The organism is Micromonospora palomenae (assembly GCF_007829925.1).
GTDB classification, from domain to species: Bacteria; Actinomycetota; Actinomycetes; order Mycobacteriales; family Micromonosporaceae; genus Micromonospora; species Micromonospora purpureochromogenes.
Genome location: NZ_VIXA01000006.1, coordinates 102,682 through 121,832 on the forward strand (window position 1 = coordinate 102,682; position 19,151 = coordinate 121,832).

Consider the following 19,151-nt stretch of genomic DNA (forward strand, 5'->3'; position numbering starts at 1 on the left):
TCACCCTGGCGACAGTCGCTCAGCCCTGGGCCTTGACCAGCGGGAACTCCAGCGAGCCGGCCGGGCAGAGGAAGGTCAGCACGTCCACCTGGTAGAGCCCGGCCTGCACGGCCGGGTCGGCCTCCATCACGCTGCGCACGTCGTCGACCGAGCCGGTGCGCGCCAGGCCGATGCCGATCGGCGGGGCCGGCTCCCGGGCGGGGCCGTCGATCGACCCGGAGACCAGCACGATCCCCCGGCGCTGCAACGCCTGCATGTGCTCGAAGTGCTCGGCCTGCAACCGCTGCACGGTCTCGCTGGGCAGGGCCCGACCGGCCGGCCCCGGATAGATCACGATGCACTCGTACGTGTCGAGCGCGAAGTCCAGCTGCGGCATACCCGTCATGGCGCCCCCTCCCACGCTGCCGGCGTCGGCACCGCGCCGGCCTCCCCCGACTCGGCACAGCGTCGCACGCTGCGGCGGGCCGCAGCGGCCGCTCGGGTCAACTGCCCCGCCGACGTACCCGGTTGCCGACCGGCTGGGTCGTTCGTCCAGCCGGTCATCACCGGCGACGATGGCCCGGGCGGCCGGACCGCACGACGGGCGGACGGGGTGCTCCCGTCCGCCCGTCGTTGGTTCACAGGGCGAAGCAGTTGGGGCGAACCGGGGCGTCGGTGAGCACCTGCCGGACCACGGTGTAGGTGGTCCCGTCGAAGATCAGGCTGAGGTGACCGACCAGCCGCAGCGGGCACCGGCTCTGGATCAGCACGTTGTTCGCGCCGTCCGACAGCGCGGCGTTGCCGATCGGCAAGACCAGCTCGTCCTGCCAGGTCCGCACGGTCGCCCAGCGGATGGCGCCCGGGGTGTCGTCCCCGCCGTTGAGGGCGGCGAGCAGGTCCGAGCCGATGGACATCTGCTGGCAGGCGACGATGCCGGCGCAGCTGCCGAGGCCGATGAACTTGAGGATGTTGGCGGCGTAGGTGCCCTGCTGGGGGCTGCCCAGGCTCACGTACCGGCCGACGGCGTCGGCGCCGCCGAGGAACTTGACGTACCAGCGGGACACCAGGCCGCCCTCGGAGTGGGCGACCAGGTCCACCTTGGCCGCGCCGGTGCTGGCGCGGACCTGGTCGACGTACGTCTTGAAGGCGCGGGCGGACTCGCGGATGTCGCCGAAGCCGAGCCCGGGTATCTGGAAGATGGAGACCCGGAAGCCGTCGGCGCGCAGCCGGGCGGCGATCGGCTCGTACGCGATGGAGACGCCGATCAGGCCGCCGACGACGATGACCGGGTTGGAGTTCGCGTTGGCGGCGGCGGTGGTGGACGTGGCCGCGGTGGCAGCGGTGGTGGTGGTGCGCTCGGGGGCGGCCGCGGCGGCGGTGGCCGGGACGAGCAGTGCGGCGACGGCGGTGGTGGCGGCGAGGATCGTTCGGAGCAGCATGGCTGCACCTCCGGTGGGAGGTTCCCGGGGAGCCGGGACGGCGGGTGAGGGATCCGATCGATCGGTGGGACGATGATGCGGGTCACAATTCACACACGTCAATGGCAAGTTACGGACCGGTAACCTGATGTCGCACGGAAGGTGTCTTCCGGCAAAGCGGGCGAACCACGACGGGGCCGACCGCGAACGCGGTCGGCCCCGGTCGGGTCCCTGGTCAGGCGGTCGGGCCGGCCTCCCCGTCCGCCGCCTCGCGCAGCGCCCGGGTGGCCTGGTCGAGCAGCTTGGTGGGATCCGTCCGGCCGTTCACCTGGATCTCCGCCTCGGCGTCGCCCACCTGGATGCGGATGCTCACCTCGGTGCGCTGCTGGTCCACCCAGGACTGCACCAGGTTGAACAGGCCGGGCAGCAGTCCCTGGGCCACCACCGCGATGATCACCGCGTCGCTGAAGCCGGGCCGACCGCCCTGGCCGGCGGCGTCGCGCACCGCGGCGCGGAACTCCGGCCTGCGGTGGATCCAGGACAGCAGCGGCACCCGGGGCGGCCGGGCGGTACGCGGGGTCAGCACCATCCGCACGGGTCGCCCCGGCCGGGTGGACGGTTCGGTCATGTCGGGCTCTCCCTTACTCGCCGCCGGGCCGGAACGTCAGCTTGCCGTCCACCACGGACAGCAGGCCGACCACCTGGATCTCCTCGTTCTCGGTGAACGGGGTGGTGCCGAAGAAGCCGGTGGTGGTGCCGGTCGCCTGGGCCGACCCGCGGCCCTCGAACGGCGTCGACACCTGCGCCGAGGTCGGGCCGGTCAGGGTGAGCTGCACCGTCGGGTACCGGGTGATCTTCCAGGCGATCTTCTTCACCGTCTCCCCGGTGTAGTACCGGAACGGGCACCCCTGCGGCGCGGCCACCGTCTGCGCCGCGCAGGCGTCCAGGTACGCCTTGACGCTCTCCTCCGCCGAGGCCTGGGCCGCCGGGGCCAGCGTCGGCGTCAGGTCGGGGGTCCCCGCGCTCTCCTGCCCGGGCAGGACGTAGACGACCTGCGACGGGGTCTCGCTGAGGGCGTTGCGCTGGCCGCCGACCGTGTACGCGCCGGGCAGCAGCGCCAGCTCGACGCCCTCGGGAGCCGCCGGCGCGGGTTGGCCGTTGACGGTCAGGCCCGCCGCACCGGGCAGGCTGAGCCGCGCGGGTGGCGCGGCGACCTGCCACCGGTGGAACAACCCGAGGGTCGCCGACTCGTCCCGGCGCAGCGGCAGCTCGGCGCTCAGCTTCTGCCCGGCCAGGGTGTAGGCGACCTTGGCGACCGCCTCGTCGCCGTCGCGCTCGACCGACGTGACGTCCACGTCGGTCGGCGGCTGGTAGCCCTCCCCGCCGACGATCCGGGCGAGCTGCTCGCCGTCGCCCGCCGCCGCCCTGGCGTCCGGGGTCAACGCCGCCAGGGCGGCCCGGCCGTCCCCGTCGTCCAGCGCGGAGAAGTAGGCGTCCACCGCCGCCTGCGGGCGGAACAGCAACCACTGCGCGGTGGTGAGCGCGCCGCCGCCGAGGCAGCCGATCAGCGCCAGCGCGCCGACCAGCAGCCAGGCGCGCCGGGAGCCGACCAGCCCCGGCCGTCCGAACAGCTCCTCGGTGCCCACCCGGGCGGGGCTCCCGTCGGCGGCCGTCGCCTCGTCGGCGGTGGCGGGCGTGAGCCGCTCGAGCCGGTCGAGCCGCAGCTCGGACGGCGGGTGGGTGGCGCAGACCGCCTCGTCCCACCCGCTGCGGCCGGTCTCGAAGGACCGACGCCGTTCCAGCATCGACCGCATGCCGGCCGCGTGGCCGGCGAGGACCGCCCCGGCGTCGGCCCGGTACTCGGCGGCCCGGACGTCGCGGCGGTGGCAGGGCAGCACCACGAACCGCATGGTCAGCAGCACCGGCCAGAAAACGATGAAGACCAGCAGGTCGGTGGCCGGGTGCGGGAACCGGCGCATCAGCCAGGTCGGCACCGCGTGGACCAGCACCAGCGGCAGCCCGACCCCCCGGACGAACGCGCTGGTCACCTCGTCACCGGTACGCCAGTGCACCAGCTCGTGGCTGAGCAGCGCCGCGACGTCCTCGTCCGGCTCGTCGAGCAGGCTGGTGGTCACCACGATGTGCCGGGCGTAGGCCCGGGCGTTGGTGAGCACCGGGTCGTCCTCGATCAGCAGCCGGGGCACGCTCGGCAGGCCGAGCCGGGCGGCGCACCCGGACAGGATCGGCCGCAGCCGCTCGGCCTCCCGCCGGCTGAGCTGACGCGCGCCGGAGACGCTGAGCAACCACGGCTCCAGCAGCACCCGGCCCAGCGTGTAGGCCAGGCCGACCAGGGCGGCGGCCACCACCATGCCGACCAGGCCGGTGAACAGGTTCGCCGGCTCGTCGAAGGCGTCCCGCCAGGGCAGCACCAGCACGACCAGGAAGCCGGCCAGGAAGCCGATCGCGAAGCCGGCGAAGCCGCCGACCACGCCGCCGGACCGGTTGAGGAAGGCGTCGAGCAGGGGACCGACCAGCGGCGCGTCGCGCACCACCGACGGCAGCGCGTCGCCCGACTGGGTGCCCCCGGCGACCAGCCCGAGCACGCCCAGCGCGAGCCCGCCCCACACCGCGGCCAGCAGCGCCAGCGGCACGTAGAACCAGGTGGCCAGGAAGCTGCCGAGCACACCCCGCCAGTCGCGCAGGATGCCGGCGCGCAGCCACACCAGTGCGTTCGGGTATCCCGGTGGCCGGTCGGCCAGCCGCCGGTCGAGTCCGCCCGGTCCGGCCGGGCGCGGCTCGGTCGGCCGCTGCTCGACCGGGGGTCTCACCTGCGGGTCAACGTCCGGGTCGCTCACGGGAGACTCCTCGACGACAGACGCCACCCCCCGGGACGGCGAAGGGGCGCACGTTTCACGGGCACGGCGCATCGGACGGCGGCCGGGCCGACCGTCGACGGTATGTGCGCGGGCAGGAATGCGGTGCCGAAATCGATCAGTGGATTTCGACGTCGCAGGACATTACCCGCCGCGAATGGATATCGCCACCACTAAATCAGCCTGGCCCGCTGCCGACAGCACGCCGCGATGGCCCGATTCCCCGTTTCACCAGGGCGTTCGCCGCTCTACGCCCGGGTCGCTGGCGGCATCGATCGATGCGAAAACAGGGGTTGGCGGAGGCCTTCGGCGAATTGGCCGGGAAACCGCGCTGATTGGTCGCGAACCCGCCAGGATATGCACAGGAGTACAGGCGGTACCGCCCTGTTCCGGATCAGCTATCCGACACCGGGACGCGGCATCGCCCCGCTGGGCGGGGCCGGGCTCAGCTGCCCAGCGCCCGGACCTTGGCGATGGTCTCCTGGACCTGCTGGGTGGCCGGCCCGGCACCCTGCGCCGCCTGGGTCAGCGCCTGCCGGTAGGCGTCCAGCATCCCGATCAGCGGTCCGGCCGCGACCCCTTCCAGGGCACCGGCGACCAGTTCCCGCGCCTCGGCGGCGTCCTGCGCCGCGGCGGCGGTCTTCGCCTTCGCCTCGTCCAGCTTCTGCGCCGCCGCCGCCAGCCTGGCGATGACCTGTGCTGCGCTCACGCGCCCTCCCCTGGTCGTTCCGCGTCGATCCGCGCGGCCACCGGCATGGACCACAATGGAGGGTACGAGATAACCTGCCCTCCGGCGATCACACGACGACGGACCGATTGTCGACTACCGCTCGGCGACGAACACGCCGACGCCGCCGACTCCCTCGACGAGCCCTTCGATCTTGAGCGCGTTGATCGCCTGCCGGACGACGATTGCCGAAACGCTGTGCTGACGGCACAGCTCGGACGTCGACGGCAGCTTGTCTCCCGGCGCGAGTTCGCCGGACTGGATCTGAGCGCGGATGCCATCGGCTATCTGCGCCCACTTGGCTTTGGCGGGCATTGGTGTCTCCCAGGTCTGCACCGCCATTTGATCACGTGAAACTTTGTATAGCAAGCAATGTCTGGTCCACTGCTTGCCCTTGCATGACCTGTTATATATGCTCTGTCTCGGCCGGCTCCCAGGTCTGCAAACCGGAGTTGGTCCTTCCCCACCGCGCAGAGCGCCCGGTCGGCCGGTCCCCCTGGACGGCCGGGCGTGCCGTGGCCTGCCCGCAGGCAGCGCCCAGGCTGAAGCGAACCCCACCAAGGAGACGCCACCGGACGGGAGTACCCGATGCACGACCAACCCGAAGAGAACCGCTCGATGAACGGGGACGAGGACGGGACGGGTGGAACACCATGGGTGTCAAGCGGGTCCGGTGACACCCATGGTGTTCCACCGGCCGGCCGCGCCCGTCCTGCACCCGTGGACCGGGACGACCGGGCGGGGCGACCGGGCGATGACCAGCCAGCCGGGCGGCCCGGCGGTCCGGTGCCGCTGGTGTCCGCACAGGACGTCGAGGACGCCGACGACATCCTCTTCGCCCATCCCCCGCGGGTGGTCACCCGGTGGCTCTGCGGCTGCGGCGAGGACTACCCCTGTCCCGACGTCCGCTTCGCCCGGCTGGTCAGGGCCGTCCACGCCACCGACACCGGCGTCGACGACAGCCGGTGAACGCCAGCGACCTGCGCAGGTACGCGGCCGAGCAGGCTGCCGACGCGCGGCGGACCAGCTCCGCGCACCGCACGGAGGCGTACACCGGGGTCTGTCGGACGTGCGGACGGTCCGGGCCGTGCGACGAGCAGTGGGCGGCGCGGACCCGGCTGGCGCACCACGACGGCACGCTGGACGCCCTGCGCGCGCGGGCCGGGCGCGGTCAGCGCAGGAAACGGACGAGCAGCAGGCTGGCGCAGTACGCGGTCGGCACCAGCGCGACGCAGATGACGAAGCCGAGCGGGACGAACCGCGGCGGCTCCACGGTGGCCAGGGCGGGCCGCCCCCAGCGGCCGAGGATCAGCCAGCCGGCGGCGAAGGAGAGCACCGGCAGCCCGGCGCAGATCCAGGCGCCCAGGGTGAAGCCGCTGACCAGCCCCACGCCGGAGGCGACCACCAGGACCAGCATGAGCAGCACGCCGGCGGCGGCGCAGGCGACGTAGACGGCCACCGCCCGGGCCGCCGGCGACCAGGTCGGCAGCAGCTCCGGCCGGGCGGCGAGGGCCTCGACCTCCCGGGTCCGCAGGTCGGCCTCGTCGACCAGCCGGCGGGCCTCCTCCAGCACGACGCCCGGATCGGCGTCGGGGTCGACAGCGGCGGTGGCGACCGGGGGCCCGCTGGCCGCGTCCGGCCCGTCCGGAACGGCCGCGGTGGCGGGCGGGAGACCGATCGCCTCGCCGAGCTGGTCCAGCCGCTGGCCCTGGGCGGCGAGCCGCTGGCCGACCTGGGCCACCCCGGCGTGCAGCCGCCGCCGGCGCTCCGCCTCGGCGGCGGCGCCCCGCTCGCCCTCGCGTACCTGCACGGAGAGCTGGCGCACCGCGGCGGCGTACTCGTCGAAGGTGGACACTCAGCGCTCCTCGTCCTCGGGCCGGTACCCGGGGCGGACGAACGGCACGATCAGCGCGGTCCGCTGCGCGTGCCGGTCCACCAGCAGCGCCCGGTCGGCCCGTGGGGTGTACGCCAGGTCGGTGACGCCGAGGTGCAGGCCGAGGTCGGCGCCGGGCACGTTGAGCGCCACCAGGCAGGCCACGTCGTCGCGGTTCTGCGAGCCGCCGAGGTCGTCGGCGAGCCGGCGCAGCCCGCGCCACCAGCCGAGCAGGTGCACCCCGTGGCCGGGGCCCTGGCGCAGCAGCGCCCGCAGGTCGTCGTGACCGGAGCGGAAGGTGTCCGGGTCGGTCCGGGCGAGGGTGGCGCCGGCCGCGTCCACCCCGAAGACCACCAGGTACGTCCGGCCCCGCTGCCCCGGATCGGCGGCCAGCTCGCCGATTCGCGCGCGCAACCCCGCCGCGTCGACCACGGTGACCGGGTGCCCGGCCGCCTTGATCCCGGCGGCGGTCTCGTCGGCCAGCTCGTCGGCGGCCTCGACCAGCGGCGCGAGCACGAACTCCGCCTCGCCCGGGGCGTGCTGGCGGGCCAGGCTCAGCGCGGCGGCGCGCAGCACGTGCGCCCCGGTCGCCGCGGTGCCCACCACGGCCAGGTGCCGCCCGGGGCCGGCGTCCAGGGCGAACCGGGCCGGGCTGCCCGCCACGTCGACCGTGCGGCCGACCAACGCCGACGGGCGGCGCGCGCCGGGCCGCAGCGCCGCGGCGGCCGGCTCGTCCTCCAGGTGCGCCGGCTCGTAGCCGCGGAAGACCGCCGGCGGCGGCCAGCCCTCCGGCCGGTCGTCCCAGAGCTCGTAGCGCAGCCGGGCGACCTGCCGGGCGTCGGCGTGCGCGTCGGGGAACCGGACCAGCAGGTCCGCCCCGGGCGCGCCGGCGGCGGTGTTGACCACGGCGGTGCCGACCGTGCCAGCGGTGACGGTCGCGGCGCGGGGACCGAGCACGGCCTCGCCGCCGGGCAGCGCCACCCGCAGCGCGAACTGCCCGAAGAGCGTCTCGGCGCGGCCGTACAGTGCCTCCACGCCGGTGGTGCTTTGGCTGGCCAGCACCAGGTGCACGCCGTACGAGCGACCCTTGCGGGCCAGTTCCTCCAGCAGGTCGACGGCCTCCCGGGCCAGCCGGTCGTTGCCGGCGAGCAGCACGTGGAACTCGTCCACCACGGTCACGATCCGGGGCACCGCCGCGTCCGCCGGCAGGTCGGCGAGCTTGGTGATCCCGTGCCGCTTGAACTCCTCGGCCCGGCGGCCCAGCTCCCGGCGCAGCTCGCGGAGCACGGCGAGGCCGTACTCGCAGTCGGACTCGACGCCGACGGTGCGGGCGTGCGGCAGGAACGACGGGTCCCGTTCGGTGGGTACGAACTCGGTGAAGCTGACGCCCTCCTTGAAGTCGAGCAGCCAGAGCTGGAGGTCGGCCGGGGAGTACCGGGCGGCCAGTCCATAGAGGACGTCGACGAGGAAGACGGTCTTGCCGGCGCCGGTGCGCCCGCCGACCAGCCAGTGCGGGGTGGCGTCGTCGAAGGCGAGGGTGATCGGCTCCCGCCCGGCCCGGCCCACCACCGTGCGCAGCCCGGCCCGCGCGGACTCCGTCCAGCGCCGCTCGGGCAGCAGGTCCGCGACGTGCAGCGCCGTGTCGCGCCGCACGGCCGCGGCCAGCCGACCGGCGAGCGAGCGTACGGCCTCCTGCGGCGGGTCGCCGTCGAGCAGCACGGGTACGGCCAACCCGTTGCCGTCGTCGCCGAACGGGTACCCGGGCGGGTCGCCGACCCAGGCGTACCGCTCGTCGAGCCGCAGCGTGGTGGTGGCGCCCAGCGGTGGGGCCTGCCCGGGCGGCGCCCCCGGGTGGCCGGCGAGCAGTACGCAGACCGCGGCGGCGGGCCCGGCGTGGGTGAGCGCGGCGAGCCGGGCCAGCTCGCGCGGGGCCGGCACCGAGGCGGCCACCACCAGCAGCAGCTCGTGGTCGTCGCGGTCGGCCTGCTGGGCGGCGCGGGCGTGCGCCTCGGCGGCGTCGAGCAGCGCGCCGATCTCGGCCTCGGTGGTGGCGGTCGCGCCGAGCACGCCGGCGTCGCGCAGCGCCCGCAGCGGCAGGAAGGTGGCGCCCAGCGCGGCCGGGTCGATGCCGACCACCCGGACGGCGCCCGGCGGGGCGGTGGCCAGCAGCCGCAGCACCAGCACCCGCAGCAGCACCGCCACCCGGGGGTCGCGGGCGTCGGCGCTGATCGCCAGGTGCCGGCCGGCGCCCAGCGGCAGCAGCAGCGGGAACCGGCCGTCGGCGGTGGTGGCGTCGCCGACGCGCACCGGCGCGGGTTCGCCGGCCGGGCGGGTCGCCGGTGCGGTGGGAGCGGTCAGGCCGGCGGCGAGGCGGCCGAGCCGGGCGACGAGGTCGACGGTGCGTTCCGGCACGGGCTGCCCGGCCAGCCGGTCGAGCAGCGCCCGGGTCCGGGTCCACCGGTCACGGGCCCGCCGGTGGGCGGTGACCGCCTGGCCGTACGCCGACGCGAGCCTGCCCACCGTCTGCTCCCCCACCACGTCCGTCCGGTCGAGGGAACCCTAACGGAGCCGGGCCGGTGACGCACCAGGCGTCGCGGGCGAGCCGTTGGTCCACTGTTCACCTGCCGGTCCGCCGCCGCGCCGCCCGGTGTTCCGCCGGTCCGGATTGCCTGCTGGCGGACGACACGGTGAAAGAACTGGAAGGTGACCACGTGACCTCCTCCCCCATCTCCCGCCGCAACCTGCTGCGCAGCGGCGCGGCCGGCGGCCTCGGCATCGTGGTGGCCGGCAGCCTGGAGGCGATCGCCGGACCGGCCGCCGCCCGGGCCGCCTGCCGCCCGGCCGTCGGCTACGGCGAGCTGGTCCCGGACCCGGCCGGCCTGCTGGCGCTGCCGCCCGGCTTCTCGTACACGATCGTGGCGCAGGCCGGCAGCACGCTGCTGGAGAGCGGCCACCCGACCCCCAGCGACCCCGACGCCAACGGCTGCTTCCGGTCCTCCACCGGGTCGGTGCTGGTGAACAACCACGAGATCGGCGGCAGCGAGCCCTACCCGGTGCCGGCGCTGCCGGGCCTCACCTACGACCCGGGCGCCCGGGGCGGCACCACCACCATCGAGGTGGACGGCGCGGGGCGGCGGCTGCGCGAGTACGTCAGCGTGGCCGGCACCCACAACAACTGCGCCGGCGGGATCACCCCGTGGGGCACGTGGTTGACCTGCGAGGAAACCGAGCAGCGGGCCGGTGGCAGGTTCCTCAAGGACCACGGGTACGTCTTCGAGGTCGACCCGCACGACCGGGAGCAGAACCGCGACCCGGTGCCGCTGACGTTCCTCGGCCGCTATGCCCACGAGGCGGTGGCGGTCGACCCGTACACCCACTCGATCTTCCTGACCGAGGACGCGGGCGGGCCGAACGGCCTGTACTTCCGGTGGACGCCGCCGTCGGGCTTCCGCGGCGGCAAGGGTGCGCTGCGCGCCCTGGCCCTGCGCCCCGACGGCGGCACCGCCGGCGAGCTGCAGGCGATGAACTGCTTCCAGGACAGCCGGCACATCGCCGACCTGTCCGAGGCGACCACCCCGGGCACCCGCTACAAGGTGCGGTGGATGGACGTGCCGGACCGGGACGCGAAGACCGTCTCGGTGCGCAAGCAGTTCACCGACGAGCAGGTGACCCGCAGCCGCAAGCTGGAGGGCGCCTGGTGGGCCGACGGGGGCGCGTACTTCGTCGCCAGCTTCGCCCGGCATGCCGACGGCAGCGTCAACGAGCACGACGGCCAGGTCTGGTTCTACGACCCGCGCTCGGAGACGGTCACCCTGAAGACCATCTTCGGGGTCAACCCGGACCCGTCGGTCGCGGGCGGCTACGACGGCCCGGACAACATCACCGTCTCGCCCTACGGCGGGGTGATCCTGGCCGAGGACGGCGACGGGCTGTCCCACCTGGTCGGGGTGACCGCGCAGGGCAAGGCGTACCCGCTGGCCCGCAACGAGCTCAACGACAGCGAGTTCGCCGGCCCGACGTTCAGCGCGGACGGCACGGTGCTGTTCGCCAACATCCAGTCCCCCGGCTACGTCTTCGCCATCACCGGGCCGTGGGGGCGGCCGAGCAACGCCGACCCGGCCTGATCCCGGCGGCTGCTGCGGCCGGCGTCCCCGACCGGGACGCCGGCCGCCCGGCCCTCAGGCGGGACGGCACGCCGGATCGGGCGGGCCGTCGGCGGCGCCGCAGTGGTACACCTCCACCGGCTCCGCGTCCACGTCGGGCACCTCCGCCACCCGCAGCAGCGCGATCCGCTTCGCGACCGGCTCACCGGAGTCCGGGGCGTACCGGACCACCCCGGCCACACCCGGGTAGCCGCCGGCGGCGTTCTGCCGCAGCACCTCGGCGTGCACGCCGGCCGGGTTGACCGCGCGGGGTTCCCAGCGCCGGCCGGTGTCGGCGTGCCGCAGCCGGGCGGCCAGGCTCTCCAGGGCCCGCACCATCATCATCGACGCGTCGTAGGCGAGGCTGACCCGCTCCCCGACCGGCGGGCCGGCGTCGTCGCGGCAGCGCGGCGGCTCCAGCAGGTCGTCGGCGCGCACCCAGCCGAGGAAGGTGCCCCGGGCGTCGTCGCGCCGGGCCTGCGCGGCCCGCAGCGCGCCGCAGGTGGCCAGGGCGGCCTTCGACACGTACGTCACCGGCAGGTTGCCGGGCGCGCTGGCCCGCAGCCCGGGGTTGGCCATGTAGCGGTTGACCGAGTCGTCGGCGAGCAGGTGCCGGGGCGGGTTCGCGCCGCACTCCTTGAGCGCGCGCAGGAACCCGTCGAACTCCGACCAGCGGCCGGCGAAGACCAGCACGCCGGGGTAGCCGCACTCCTGGGTCAGCCGCCGCCCGGTACGCCACTCGTCCAGCCGGGTGAGCCGGTCGCCGAAGCGTTCCCGCAGGCCGTCGACGAGGGTGGAGACGTAGAGGTCGTCGGCGAGCGAGCTGCCCTCCCCGGTGGTGTGGTAGACGTGCGCCTCGGTCACCTTCAACACCTGCCGGGCGTACGCCTCCAGCATCCGGGCCTGGTCGGAGTTGGGCGCCGACATCTGCAGGTAGAGGCTGGAGTTCTCGTCCATCCGGTCGGCCGACAGGGTGGGCGCGAGCACCGGCAGGCCGACCCGGTTGAGTTCCCGCAGCGCGGCGGCGGTGCTGGTGCGGCTCTCCACCAGGCCGACCACGCCGAGCAGGGTGGGGTCGTCGCGGGCCAGACCCTCCAGCATGGTCACCGCCCGACCGGCGTGGCGCATCTGCCGGCCGCCGTTGGCGACGACGATGTGCAGCAGGGCGGCGCCGTCCGCGGCGGCGGACTCCTTGAGCAGGGCGTACTGGGCGGTCGCCATGCCCTCCAGCTCCTCCCGCTCGGAGACGTACGACTCCTCGTCCGCGCGGGTCCGGTTGCCGGTCAGCGAGCCCAGGTAGACCAGGGTCAGGTACGGCCGGCGGTGCTCGCTGCGCCGCCACACCTCCTCGGCGGCGCGGTTCTGCGCGAAGATCCGCCGCTGCACCGCCCGGAGCCGCTCCTGGCCGGGGTCGCTGTTGAACAACTGCCCCGCGCTGTCGCTGTAGCCGACGCACTCACCGTCGACCATCTGCACCCGGACCTGCCCGGTCGGGGACGGGTGGCAGTCGGGCGCCCAGCGCCGGTCGGCCCACGCCCCGGCGGCCAGCAGCAGCACCAGGACCACCGCCGCCGGCAGGAAGCGCCGCGACCACCAGGGCGGGTCCGGCGCCACCAGCGCCCGGGGGGTGACCCCCGGCGGGGGTACGACGTCCCCCTGCGCCAACCGCAGGACGACCAGCCAGGCGGCGGCCCGGCGCAGTCGCCGGGTCTCCGGCAGCGCCTCGGCCCACTCCTCGTACGCCTCGTCGGCCTCGCGCAGCGCCCGCGTGGCGGGCAGTTCCGGCGGCGGCTCGTCGGCGACCGCCACCACCAGCAGCGGATCGTTGCGACCGGTCTCGTTGCGGACGTCGTTGAGCAGCCGGACCAGGGTGTGCCCGACGGTGCTTACGGCGACCCCGTCGAGCAGCAGCACCGGGTACGCCGTGCGGCGCCAGTCCCCCGGCCGCCAGAACCGCCGGCGGTACGCCTGCCGCAGGTCCTCCAGAAAGGCGTGCAGCAGCAGCTTGTCGACCTGGGCCGGCTGTTCGCCGTCCCGCCAGCCGGCGGTGAGCCGTTCGGCGAAGCCGAGGAAGGTCACCGACTGCCGGGGCGCGAGGTACTGCTGCCGCATGAACCACCGGTAGTGCCGACCGACCAGCGGCACCCGCCCGGAGACGGCGACCCGGAACACCGCGCTGGGCACCGCGCGGCGCAGCAGCCAGAGCAGCACCTGCAGGGCGGTGCCGAAGCCCGACTCGCCGGTCACCGGGGGTTCCTCGGCGGAGCGCCGGCCCCGCCGGTCACGAAGCCGCCGCACCAGCGCGGCCCGGCCGCTGTCGGCGGCGTCGACGCCATCGGCGAGGGTCTGGTGCATCAGCCAGTCGGCCAGCGGGTAGTGCCGGAACCGCAGCCGGGCCGTGCCGAACGCCTCCAGGGAGAGCTGCCGGTGCAGCTCGCGCAGCACGGCGGGGATGTCGTCGGCGCCGGGCCGGGTGGCCGGGTCGAGCACGGCGTGCGGCACCCGGCGGCCGGTGCCCTGACCGACGAAGCGGCGCAGCAGCCCCGCCACGTCACCGGCGCCGGCCGCGCGGACCAACCAGAGCAGCGGCAGCCGCCGGTCACCGCGCCGGGGCCGGCGCAGCAGCCGGGCCAGCAGGGAGAGCAGCTCCGGCCCCCCGGTGGGGAGCCGGTCCCGGGCCGGCCGGGGCCGCTGCCGGGTGGTCGGTTCTCGCATCGCGCACCTCCGCCGGGTCCGGGGCAGCCACGGACTCTCCATTGTCGGCGATGGATGCAACGGCGGCCGGCGGCCCGGTTACGGGACCGCCGGCCGCCGAGGCGCGTCGGTCAGCCGAGCACCGCGTTCAGCGCCGGCAGGTAGCCGTAGCGGTAGCCGGCGGCGTTCGGGTGGTAGGCCTCGATGACCCCGGAGACGTCCCGGATCCACGGGTCGGCGGCGCAGACCCCGTGACCGGCGAAGAAGGGCCGGGTGTCGGCGAAGGTGGCGCCGGCCGCGCGGGCCCGGTCGGCGATGACCGTGGCGAGCAGGTCGGCGGCCTCGTTGAGGATGGTGCGCTTGTACGTGCTCATGGCCAGCAGCCCGCAGTAGTTGGTCTCGAACAGCCGCGGGTAGCCGAGGACGACGAGCCGGGCGTTGGGGGCCCGGTTGCGGATGGCGGCGTAGGTCGTGTCGAGCCGACCGGGCAGCGTCGAGGTCCCGAAGCTCTTGGCCTCGTTGACGGCGTTGGTGCAGGTGGAAGTGCTGCCGAACCGGCAGCTGGTGATCACGTCGGCGAAGCCGGCGTCGTTGCCGCCGATGGTGATGGTGACCAGCGTGGTGCTGGTGCTCAGCGAGTTGACCTGGCTGTTGATCACGTCGGCGGTGACCGCGCCGCCGCAGGCCGGGAACCGGAAGCTGGTCACCGCGTTGGCGGCGGCCCAGAGCGGGGCGTACGACTTCTCGCTGCGCAGGCAGGTGGAGAGGTCGTACGGGCCGGCGCCGACCCCGGACGAGTAGGAGTCGCCGAGAGCGACGTAGTTGACGGTGGCCGCCTGGGCGGTGCCGGGGACGAGCACGACGCCGAGGACGGTGGCGAGCAGGGCGGCCAGCGCGGTGACGGCGCGGGCCAGGGCGCGGTGGGGCATCACGGACCTCCACGGAGCAGGGGTGGTGGGATCCTCGTGACCGCGCGCTGGCCAGGGGTGTGGGTCTTGTTACTAGTCAGTAATGCTATCGAAACATTTAGATCAAGTGAACAGCTGATCTCACCGCGCGGGGCGGACACGTTCACAAACGTCGATTAGGTTCATTCTGCGAACACCCCGACGGAGGGAGTCCACCTCGTGCGACGTGTTTTCACGGCGGCCATCGCCGCCCTGACCGTCACCACCGCCGGCACCCTGGTGACCGGCACCCCCGGCCAGGCCGCCCTACCGGGTTGGGGCCGGCCGGTCCCGGTCGCCGCCGCACCGGCGCCCGGCAGCCCGGGCCTGGGCGACAGCTACTTCCCCGACTACGGCAACGGCGGGTACGACGTCAGCCACTACGACGTCCGCCTGCGCTACGAGCCGGCCACCGACCGGCTCACCGGCACCACCACCATCCTGGCGACGGCCACCCAGGACCTGTCCCGCTTCAACCTCGACTTCCTGCTCGACGTGGAGTCCGTCCGGGTCAACGGCTGGTCCGCCGCGTACACCCGCGAGGGCACCCACGAGCTGGTGGTCACCGCGCCGCGCGGCATCGCGAAGGGCCAACTGCTCACCATCGTGGTCAAGTACTCCGGCGTGCCCTCGGAGACCCTGGTCGGCGGCTACACCGGCTGGACCCGGACCGACGACGGCGCGCTGGCGGTCAACGAGCCCGAGTCGGCCTGGTGGTGGTTCCCGGCCAACGACCACCCGCTGGACAAGGCCACCTTCGACATCTCGGTGTCGGTGCCCGCCGGGGTCGAGGTGATCAGCAACGGCGTGCAGCCCCGCCCGCCGCTGGCCGAGCCCGGCAACCGGATGCGGTGGGGCTGGCGCAGCACCAGGCCGGCCGCCACCTACCTGGCGTTCCTGGCGATCGGCCAGTACGACATCGTCACCGACACCGCGCCGAACGGGCAGCCGGTGATCAACGCGTACAGCGCCACGCTGGGCGAGCGCGGGCCGGCCGCCCGGGCCAGCATCGAGCGGACCGCCGAGATCGTCGACTGGGCGAGCGGGCTGTTCGGGCCGTACCCGTTCGAGGCCCAGGGCGGCGTCGCCGGGCCGATCGACGGCATCGGATTCGCGCTGGAGACGCAGACCCGCCCGGTGTACGGGCCGAGCTTCTGGCGCCGCGGCGCGAACACCTACGTGGTGGTGCACGAGAACGCCCACCAGTGGTTCGGCGACTCGGTCTCCGTCGCGCAGTGGCGGGACATCTGGCTCAACGAGGGCTTCGCCTCGTACGCCGAATGGCTCTGGTCCGAGGAGCAGGGCGAGGGCACCGCGCAGGAGCTCTTCGACTTCACCTACGCCGCGTACCCGGAGGACTCCGGGTTCTGGCAGGTGCTGCCGGGTGACCCGGGCGCCGACCGGGTCTTCGACGACGCGGTCTACGACCGGGGCGCGATGGCGCTGCACCAGCTCCGGCTGGCCGTCGGCGACGAGGCGTTCTTCGAGATCCTGCCGGCCTGGACCGCCGAGCACCGGTACGGCAACGGCTCCGTGGCGCAGTTCCAGGCCCTCGCGGAGCGGATCTCCGGACTGGACCTGGACGAGCTCTTCACCACCTGGCTGTTCACCGCCGGCCGTCCGGAACTGGCCACGGCCGCCCGCGCGACGGCAGCGGCCGCCCCGGCGCAGCCGAAGTCGTGGACGAAGATCCGCGAAGCGCACCAGCTCCTGCAACGCTGACCCCGGCCCGGCCGGGTGCCCGCGCCCCTACCCGGGGGCCGGGTACCCGGCCGGCCGCTACCGACCTGATGTCGTGGACGACTCACACCCGCCCGGCCGGCGTCAGGCGGCCGGCGCCGACACCGGCGGCGCGGCCGGCGCGCCGGCGGCCTCGATCGCCCGGATGTGCCGGTAGGCGAACCAGAGCGGCGGGAAGGCGCCGACCGCGAAGGAGAGGTCGACCAGCGTCCAGAACCACGGGATGTCCCGGATCGGCCCGCAGATCAGCGCCAGCGGCACGATCCCGGCGCACGCGATCATGCCGAGCTGCACCACCCAGACATTGCGCACCGGATCCCGCAGCGGTCCCCAGAAGGCCACCGCCAGCACCAGGTGGGCGAAGGCGAGCCAGTCGGTGCCGTAGAGCATGAACGGGTAGCGGTCGCCGGTCTCCACCAGCCCGGTGTGCACCCGCTCGATCCAGCCGACCAGCGCCGGCAGGTCGGCGGCGAGCGGGTCGAGCGCGCGCAGCAGCCAGCGCACCTCGATCTCCAGCGGGAACGCGGTCGCTCCACTGAGGAAGAGACCCACCAGCACGATCCACAGCCACCGGCGGATCCGCCGCAGCCGCTCCTCGGTATCCATGGCCGGAGCGTAACGATGATCTTCGCGCCGCTCGGTCCCGTGCACACCTGATCCACCGGCGAAGCTCATGACGTCGCTCACCCGCAGCCGGTCCCCGCCACGCCCCGGTGACTCCATCAGGAACGGCCACGCGGCCACCGGAGGACTCCGCATCGCCACCGGCGAATCGTCTACGACATCAGGTCCGTAGCGTCCGGACACCGCAGCAGCAGGCGCGGCTCCCCGGGCCAGGCGGCGAGCAGCACCTCACGCGGCCACGCGGGTCGCACCGGGTGAGGTCGGGCGCAGCCGGGTCGGAAACCTCGCCCGAGGCAGGTGTGCAGCCGCACCGAGAGCGCTTCCGCAGCGCCCTGCCCCTGCGTCGAGCCTCCTCAGGGCAGGCAGTCGCCCGGGGGCACCTCGACCAGGGCCGCGCCGCCTGCCATCCGGGGGCGACGGCGGGACCGGGCCGGCGCCCCGCCGGCGCAGTCGGCCGCGGCCCGGACCAGTCGGCTGGACGGCAGCCGGCCCGCCCCCGGCCGGCGCACCGCCGCCGGGTACCAGCCGGGCGGCGGGCTCCCCGCCGGGCGGGGCGTCGTGGCCGGGCGGGCGGTCGCCACGGGCCGGGTCGCGGGCCGGGCCACGCGGGTGGCGATGGCGGCGACCCGGCGGGCCGGGCGGCGCACCACGGGCGCGGCCAGCACCAGGGTGACCCGGCGACGCAGCCGGCGGTCGCGCAGCGCGTCGAGGGCGACGCCCGCGGCGGCCGTGGCGACGGCGGTCACCGCGCCGGCCAGCACCAGGGTCTGCCGGGGGCCGGCGTGCTCGGAGAGCCAACCGAGCAGGGGCGCGCCGACCGCCGCGGAGACCGAGCCGGTGACCGCCAGGGCGGCCAGCACCCGACCGCGCATGGCGTAGTCGGTGTCGAGCTGGGCGCGGGCGCCGACCGTGGTGTCGATGACCACCGCCGCCGCGGCCACCGGGAGGATCACCGCGGCGAAGCTGACCGTGCCGGGGGCCAGCCCGGCGGCGATCTGCAACACGCTGGCCAGCAGGCCGGCGCAGATCAGCAGCCCGTAGCCCAGCTCGCGGCGGCGGGCCGCCACCAGCGCGCCCAGCACCGTGCCGACCGCGAAGACGGTGGAGAGCACGCCGTAGCCCGACGCCCCGGCGGCCAGCGGGCCGTCACTCATCGCCGCCATGGTCACCTGGTAGTTGCGGCCCAGGCTGCCCAGCACGAACGACAGCGCCAACGCGACCAGCACCACCGGCTGGCGCAGCAGGTAGCGGAAGCCGGCCCGGATGCCGCCGTCCGCCGGCGCCGCATCGGCCGCCGCCGGCTCGCCGGTGTGCCGCTCTCCCTCGCGTACGGCGAACAGGGCGCCGACCACCGCGACGAAGCTGGCCGCGTTGACGGCGAAGAGCAGCGCGGGGCCGACGGCGGCGACCACGACGGCGCCGGCGCTCATGCCGAGGATGCGGCCGGCGGAGTTGGTCAGCGAGCCGAGCGCGAGGGCGTTGCCGAGGTCCTTCCGGTCGACCAGCGTCGAGGACCAGCGGCCCGACACCGGCCCCTCGATCGCCGACACCGCCCCGGTCACCAGCGCGATCGCGTAGATCGCCGGGAGGCCGCCGACGCCGGTGACGGCGACCACCGCCAGTCCCGCGGCGAGCAGAGCGTGTACCGCCTGGGCGGCGATCAGCAACGGCTTCGCCCGCAGCCGGTCGGCCAGCGCCCCGCCCCAGACGCTGAGCAGCAGCGTCGGCAGGGCCTGGAGCAGGACGGCCAGGCCCATCGAGGTCGCCGAGCGGGTCTGCTCGAGCACGTACCAGTTGACGCCGAGCACCTGCATCCAGGTGCCGATCACCGACACGAAGCCGGCACCGGCCCAGATCCGGTAGTTGCGGTGACGCAGTGCGGCGAACGTGCTCCCGAGGGCCACGAGGGCCTCCCCGTCCAGACGACGACATGACGAAGCCGAACCCACGGCGGGTTCGGCAGCGGCCAAGTCTGCCGCGCGCTAAACCAATTTGCGGCTTTCGTGAGCGGACTCACCGGGGTCGACGGCGCCGGCGTCGGGCACGCCCCACCAGCCCGGCAGGCCCCGGGACAGACCGGACGCCGACGACGGACACCCCGGTCGGGACGGGCACGTCCGGACCGGGGTGTCGG

15 protein-coding genes are annotated in these 19,151 nt (G+C 74.8%); 3 read left to right on the plus strand and 12 right to left on the minus strand.

Features of this window, described 5'->3' with window-relative positions:
* Positions 1-19: 19 nt before the first annotated feature.
* The 6 genes from FHX75_RS29270 to FHX75_RS29295 form a co-directional block, all read right to left on the minus strand.
* Positions 20-385, minus strand: a complete 366-nt coding sequence (locus FHX75_RS29270; protein ID WP_154943751.1) for a YciI family protein — start codon at positions 383-385, stop codon at positions 20-22.
* Between the two features lie 232 nt (positions 386-617).
* A complete protein-coding gene (locus tag FHX75_RS29275) occupies positions 618-1,418 on the minus strand; it encodes a lipase family alpha/beta hydrolase (protein WP_154943753.1) in 801 nt (266 codons plus the stop codon).
* 214 nt (positions 1,419-1,632) lie between these two features.
* Complete coding sequence (locus FHX75_RS29280) at positions 1,633-2,025, minus strand: effector-associated constant component EACC1 (RefSeq protein ID WP_154943755.1); 393 nt, start codon at positions 2,023-2,025, stop codon at positions 1,633-1,635.
* A 13-nt stretch (positions 2,026-2,038) separates the two neighbouring features.
* A complete protein-coding gene (locus FHX75_RS29285; RefSeq protein WP_170285503.1) occupies positions 2,039-4,252 on the minus strand; it encodes a M48 family metalloprotease in 2,214 nt (737 codons plus the stop codon).
* Between the two features lie 463 nt (positions 4,253-4,715).
* On the minus strand, positions 4,716-4,979 hold the full coding sequence (locus tag FHX75_RS29290) for a DUF6244 family protein (RefSeq protein WP_154943759.1): 264 nt from the start codon (positions 4,977-4,979) through the stop codon (positions 4,716-4,718).
* Positions 4,980-5,093: 114 nt separating this feature from the next.
* Entirely contained in the window at positions 5,094-5,339 is a 246-nt protein-coding gene (locus FHX75_RS29295) for a winged helix-turn-helix domain-containing protein (protein ID WP_088961183.1), read from the minus strand.
* A gap of 453 nt (positions 5,340-5,792) precedes the next feature.
* Here FHX75_RS29295 and FHX75_RS31050 point away from each other — a divergent pair, with 453 nt between their 5' ends.
* Complete coding sequence (locus FHX75_RS31050) at positions 5,793-5,966, plus strand: hypothetical protein (RefSeq protein ID WP_170285504.1); 174 nt, start codon at positions 5,793-5,795, stop codon at positions 5,964-5,966.
* 202 nt (positions 5,967-6,168) lie between these two features.
* On the opposite strand, the gene FHX75_RS29300 is transcribed toward FHX75_RS31050, so the two are convergent.
* Positions 6,169-6,852, minus strand: a complete 684-nt coding sequence (locus FHX75_RS29300) for a hypothetical protein (RefSeq protein WP_154943761.1) — start codon at positions 6,850-6,852, stop codon at positions 6,169-6,171.
* Positions 6,853-9,390 (minus strand): FtsK/SpoIIIE domain-containing protein, encoded by a 2,538-nt coding sequence (locus tag FHX75_RS29305; protein WP_154943763.1) that lies wholly within the window; start codon positions 9,388-9,390, stop codon positions 6,853-6,855. It abuts the gene before it with no gap.
* Between the two features lie 191 nt (positions 9,391-9,581).
* Between FHX75_RS29305 and FHX75_RS29310 the strand changes: the two genes are divergently transcribed.
* Positions 9,582-10,994 carry an alkaline phosphatase PhoX gene (locus tag FHX75_RS29310; RefSeq protein ID WP_154943765.1) on the plus strand — a complete coding sequence of 471 codons (1,413 nt, stop codon included), beginning with the start codon at positions 9,582-9,584 and terminating at the stop codon, positions 10,992-10,994.
* Between the two features lie 54 nt (positions 10,995-11,048).
* On the opposite strand, the gene FHX75_RS29315 is transcribed toward FHX75_RS29310, so the two are convergent.
* Positions 11,049-13,727, minus strand: coding sequence for a type 1 periplasmic-binding domain-containing protein (locus FHX75_RS29315; RefSeq protein ID WP_154943766.1), 2,679 nt, complete (start codon positions 13,725-13,727; stop codon positions 11,049-11,051).
* A 110-nt stretch (positions 13,728-13,837) separates the two neighbouring features.
* Positions 13,838-14,635 (minus strand): SGNH/GDSL hydrolase family protein, encoded by a 798-nt coding sequence (locus tag FHX75_RS29320; protein WP_154943768.1) that lies wholly within the window; start codon positions 14,633-14,635, stop codon positions 13,838-13,840.
* A gap of 198 nt (positions 14,636-14,833) precedes the next feature.
* Between FHX75_RS29320 and FHX75_RS29325 the strand changes: the two genes are divergently transcribed.
* Positions 14,834-16,375, plus strand: a complete 1,542-nt coding sequence (locus FHX75_RS29325) for a M1 family metallopeptidase (RefSeq protein ID WP_154943769.1) — start codon at positions 14,834-14,836, stop codon at positions 16,373-16,375.
* Positions 16,376-16,477: 102 nt separating this feature from the next.
* Here FHX75_RS29325 and FHX75_RS29330 read toward each other — a convergent pair whose 3' ends face one another.
* Together FHX75_RS29330 and FHX75_RS29335 are read right to left on the minus strand one after the other, a co-directional pair.
* Positions 16,478-16,999, minus strand: coding sequence for a hypothetical protein (locus FHX75_RS29330; protein WP_154943771.1), 522 nt, complete (start codon positions 16,997-16,999; stop codon positions 16,478-16,480).
* Positions 17,000-17,370: 371 nt separating this feature from the next.
* Positions 17,371-18,921, minus strand: coding sequence for an MFS transporter (locus FHX75_RS29335; RefSeq protein ID WP_154943773.1), 1,551 nt, complete (start codon positions 18,919-18,921; stop codon positions 17,371-17,373).
* Between the last annotated feature and the right edge of the window lie 230 nt (positions 18,922-19,151).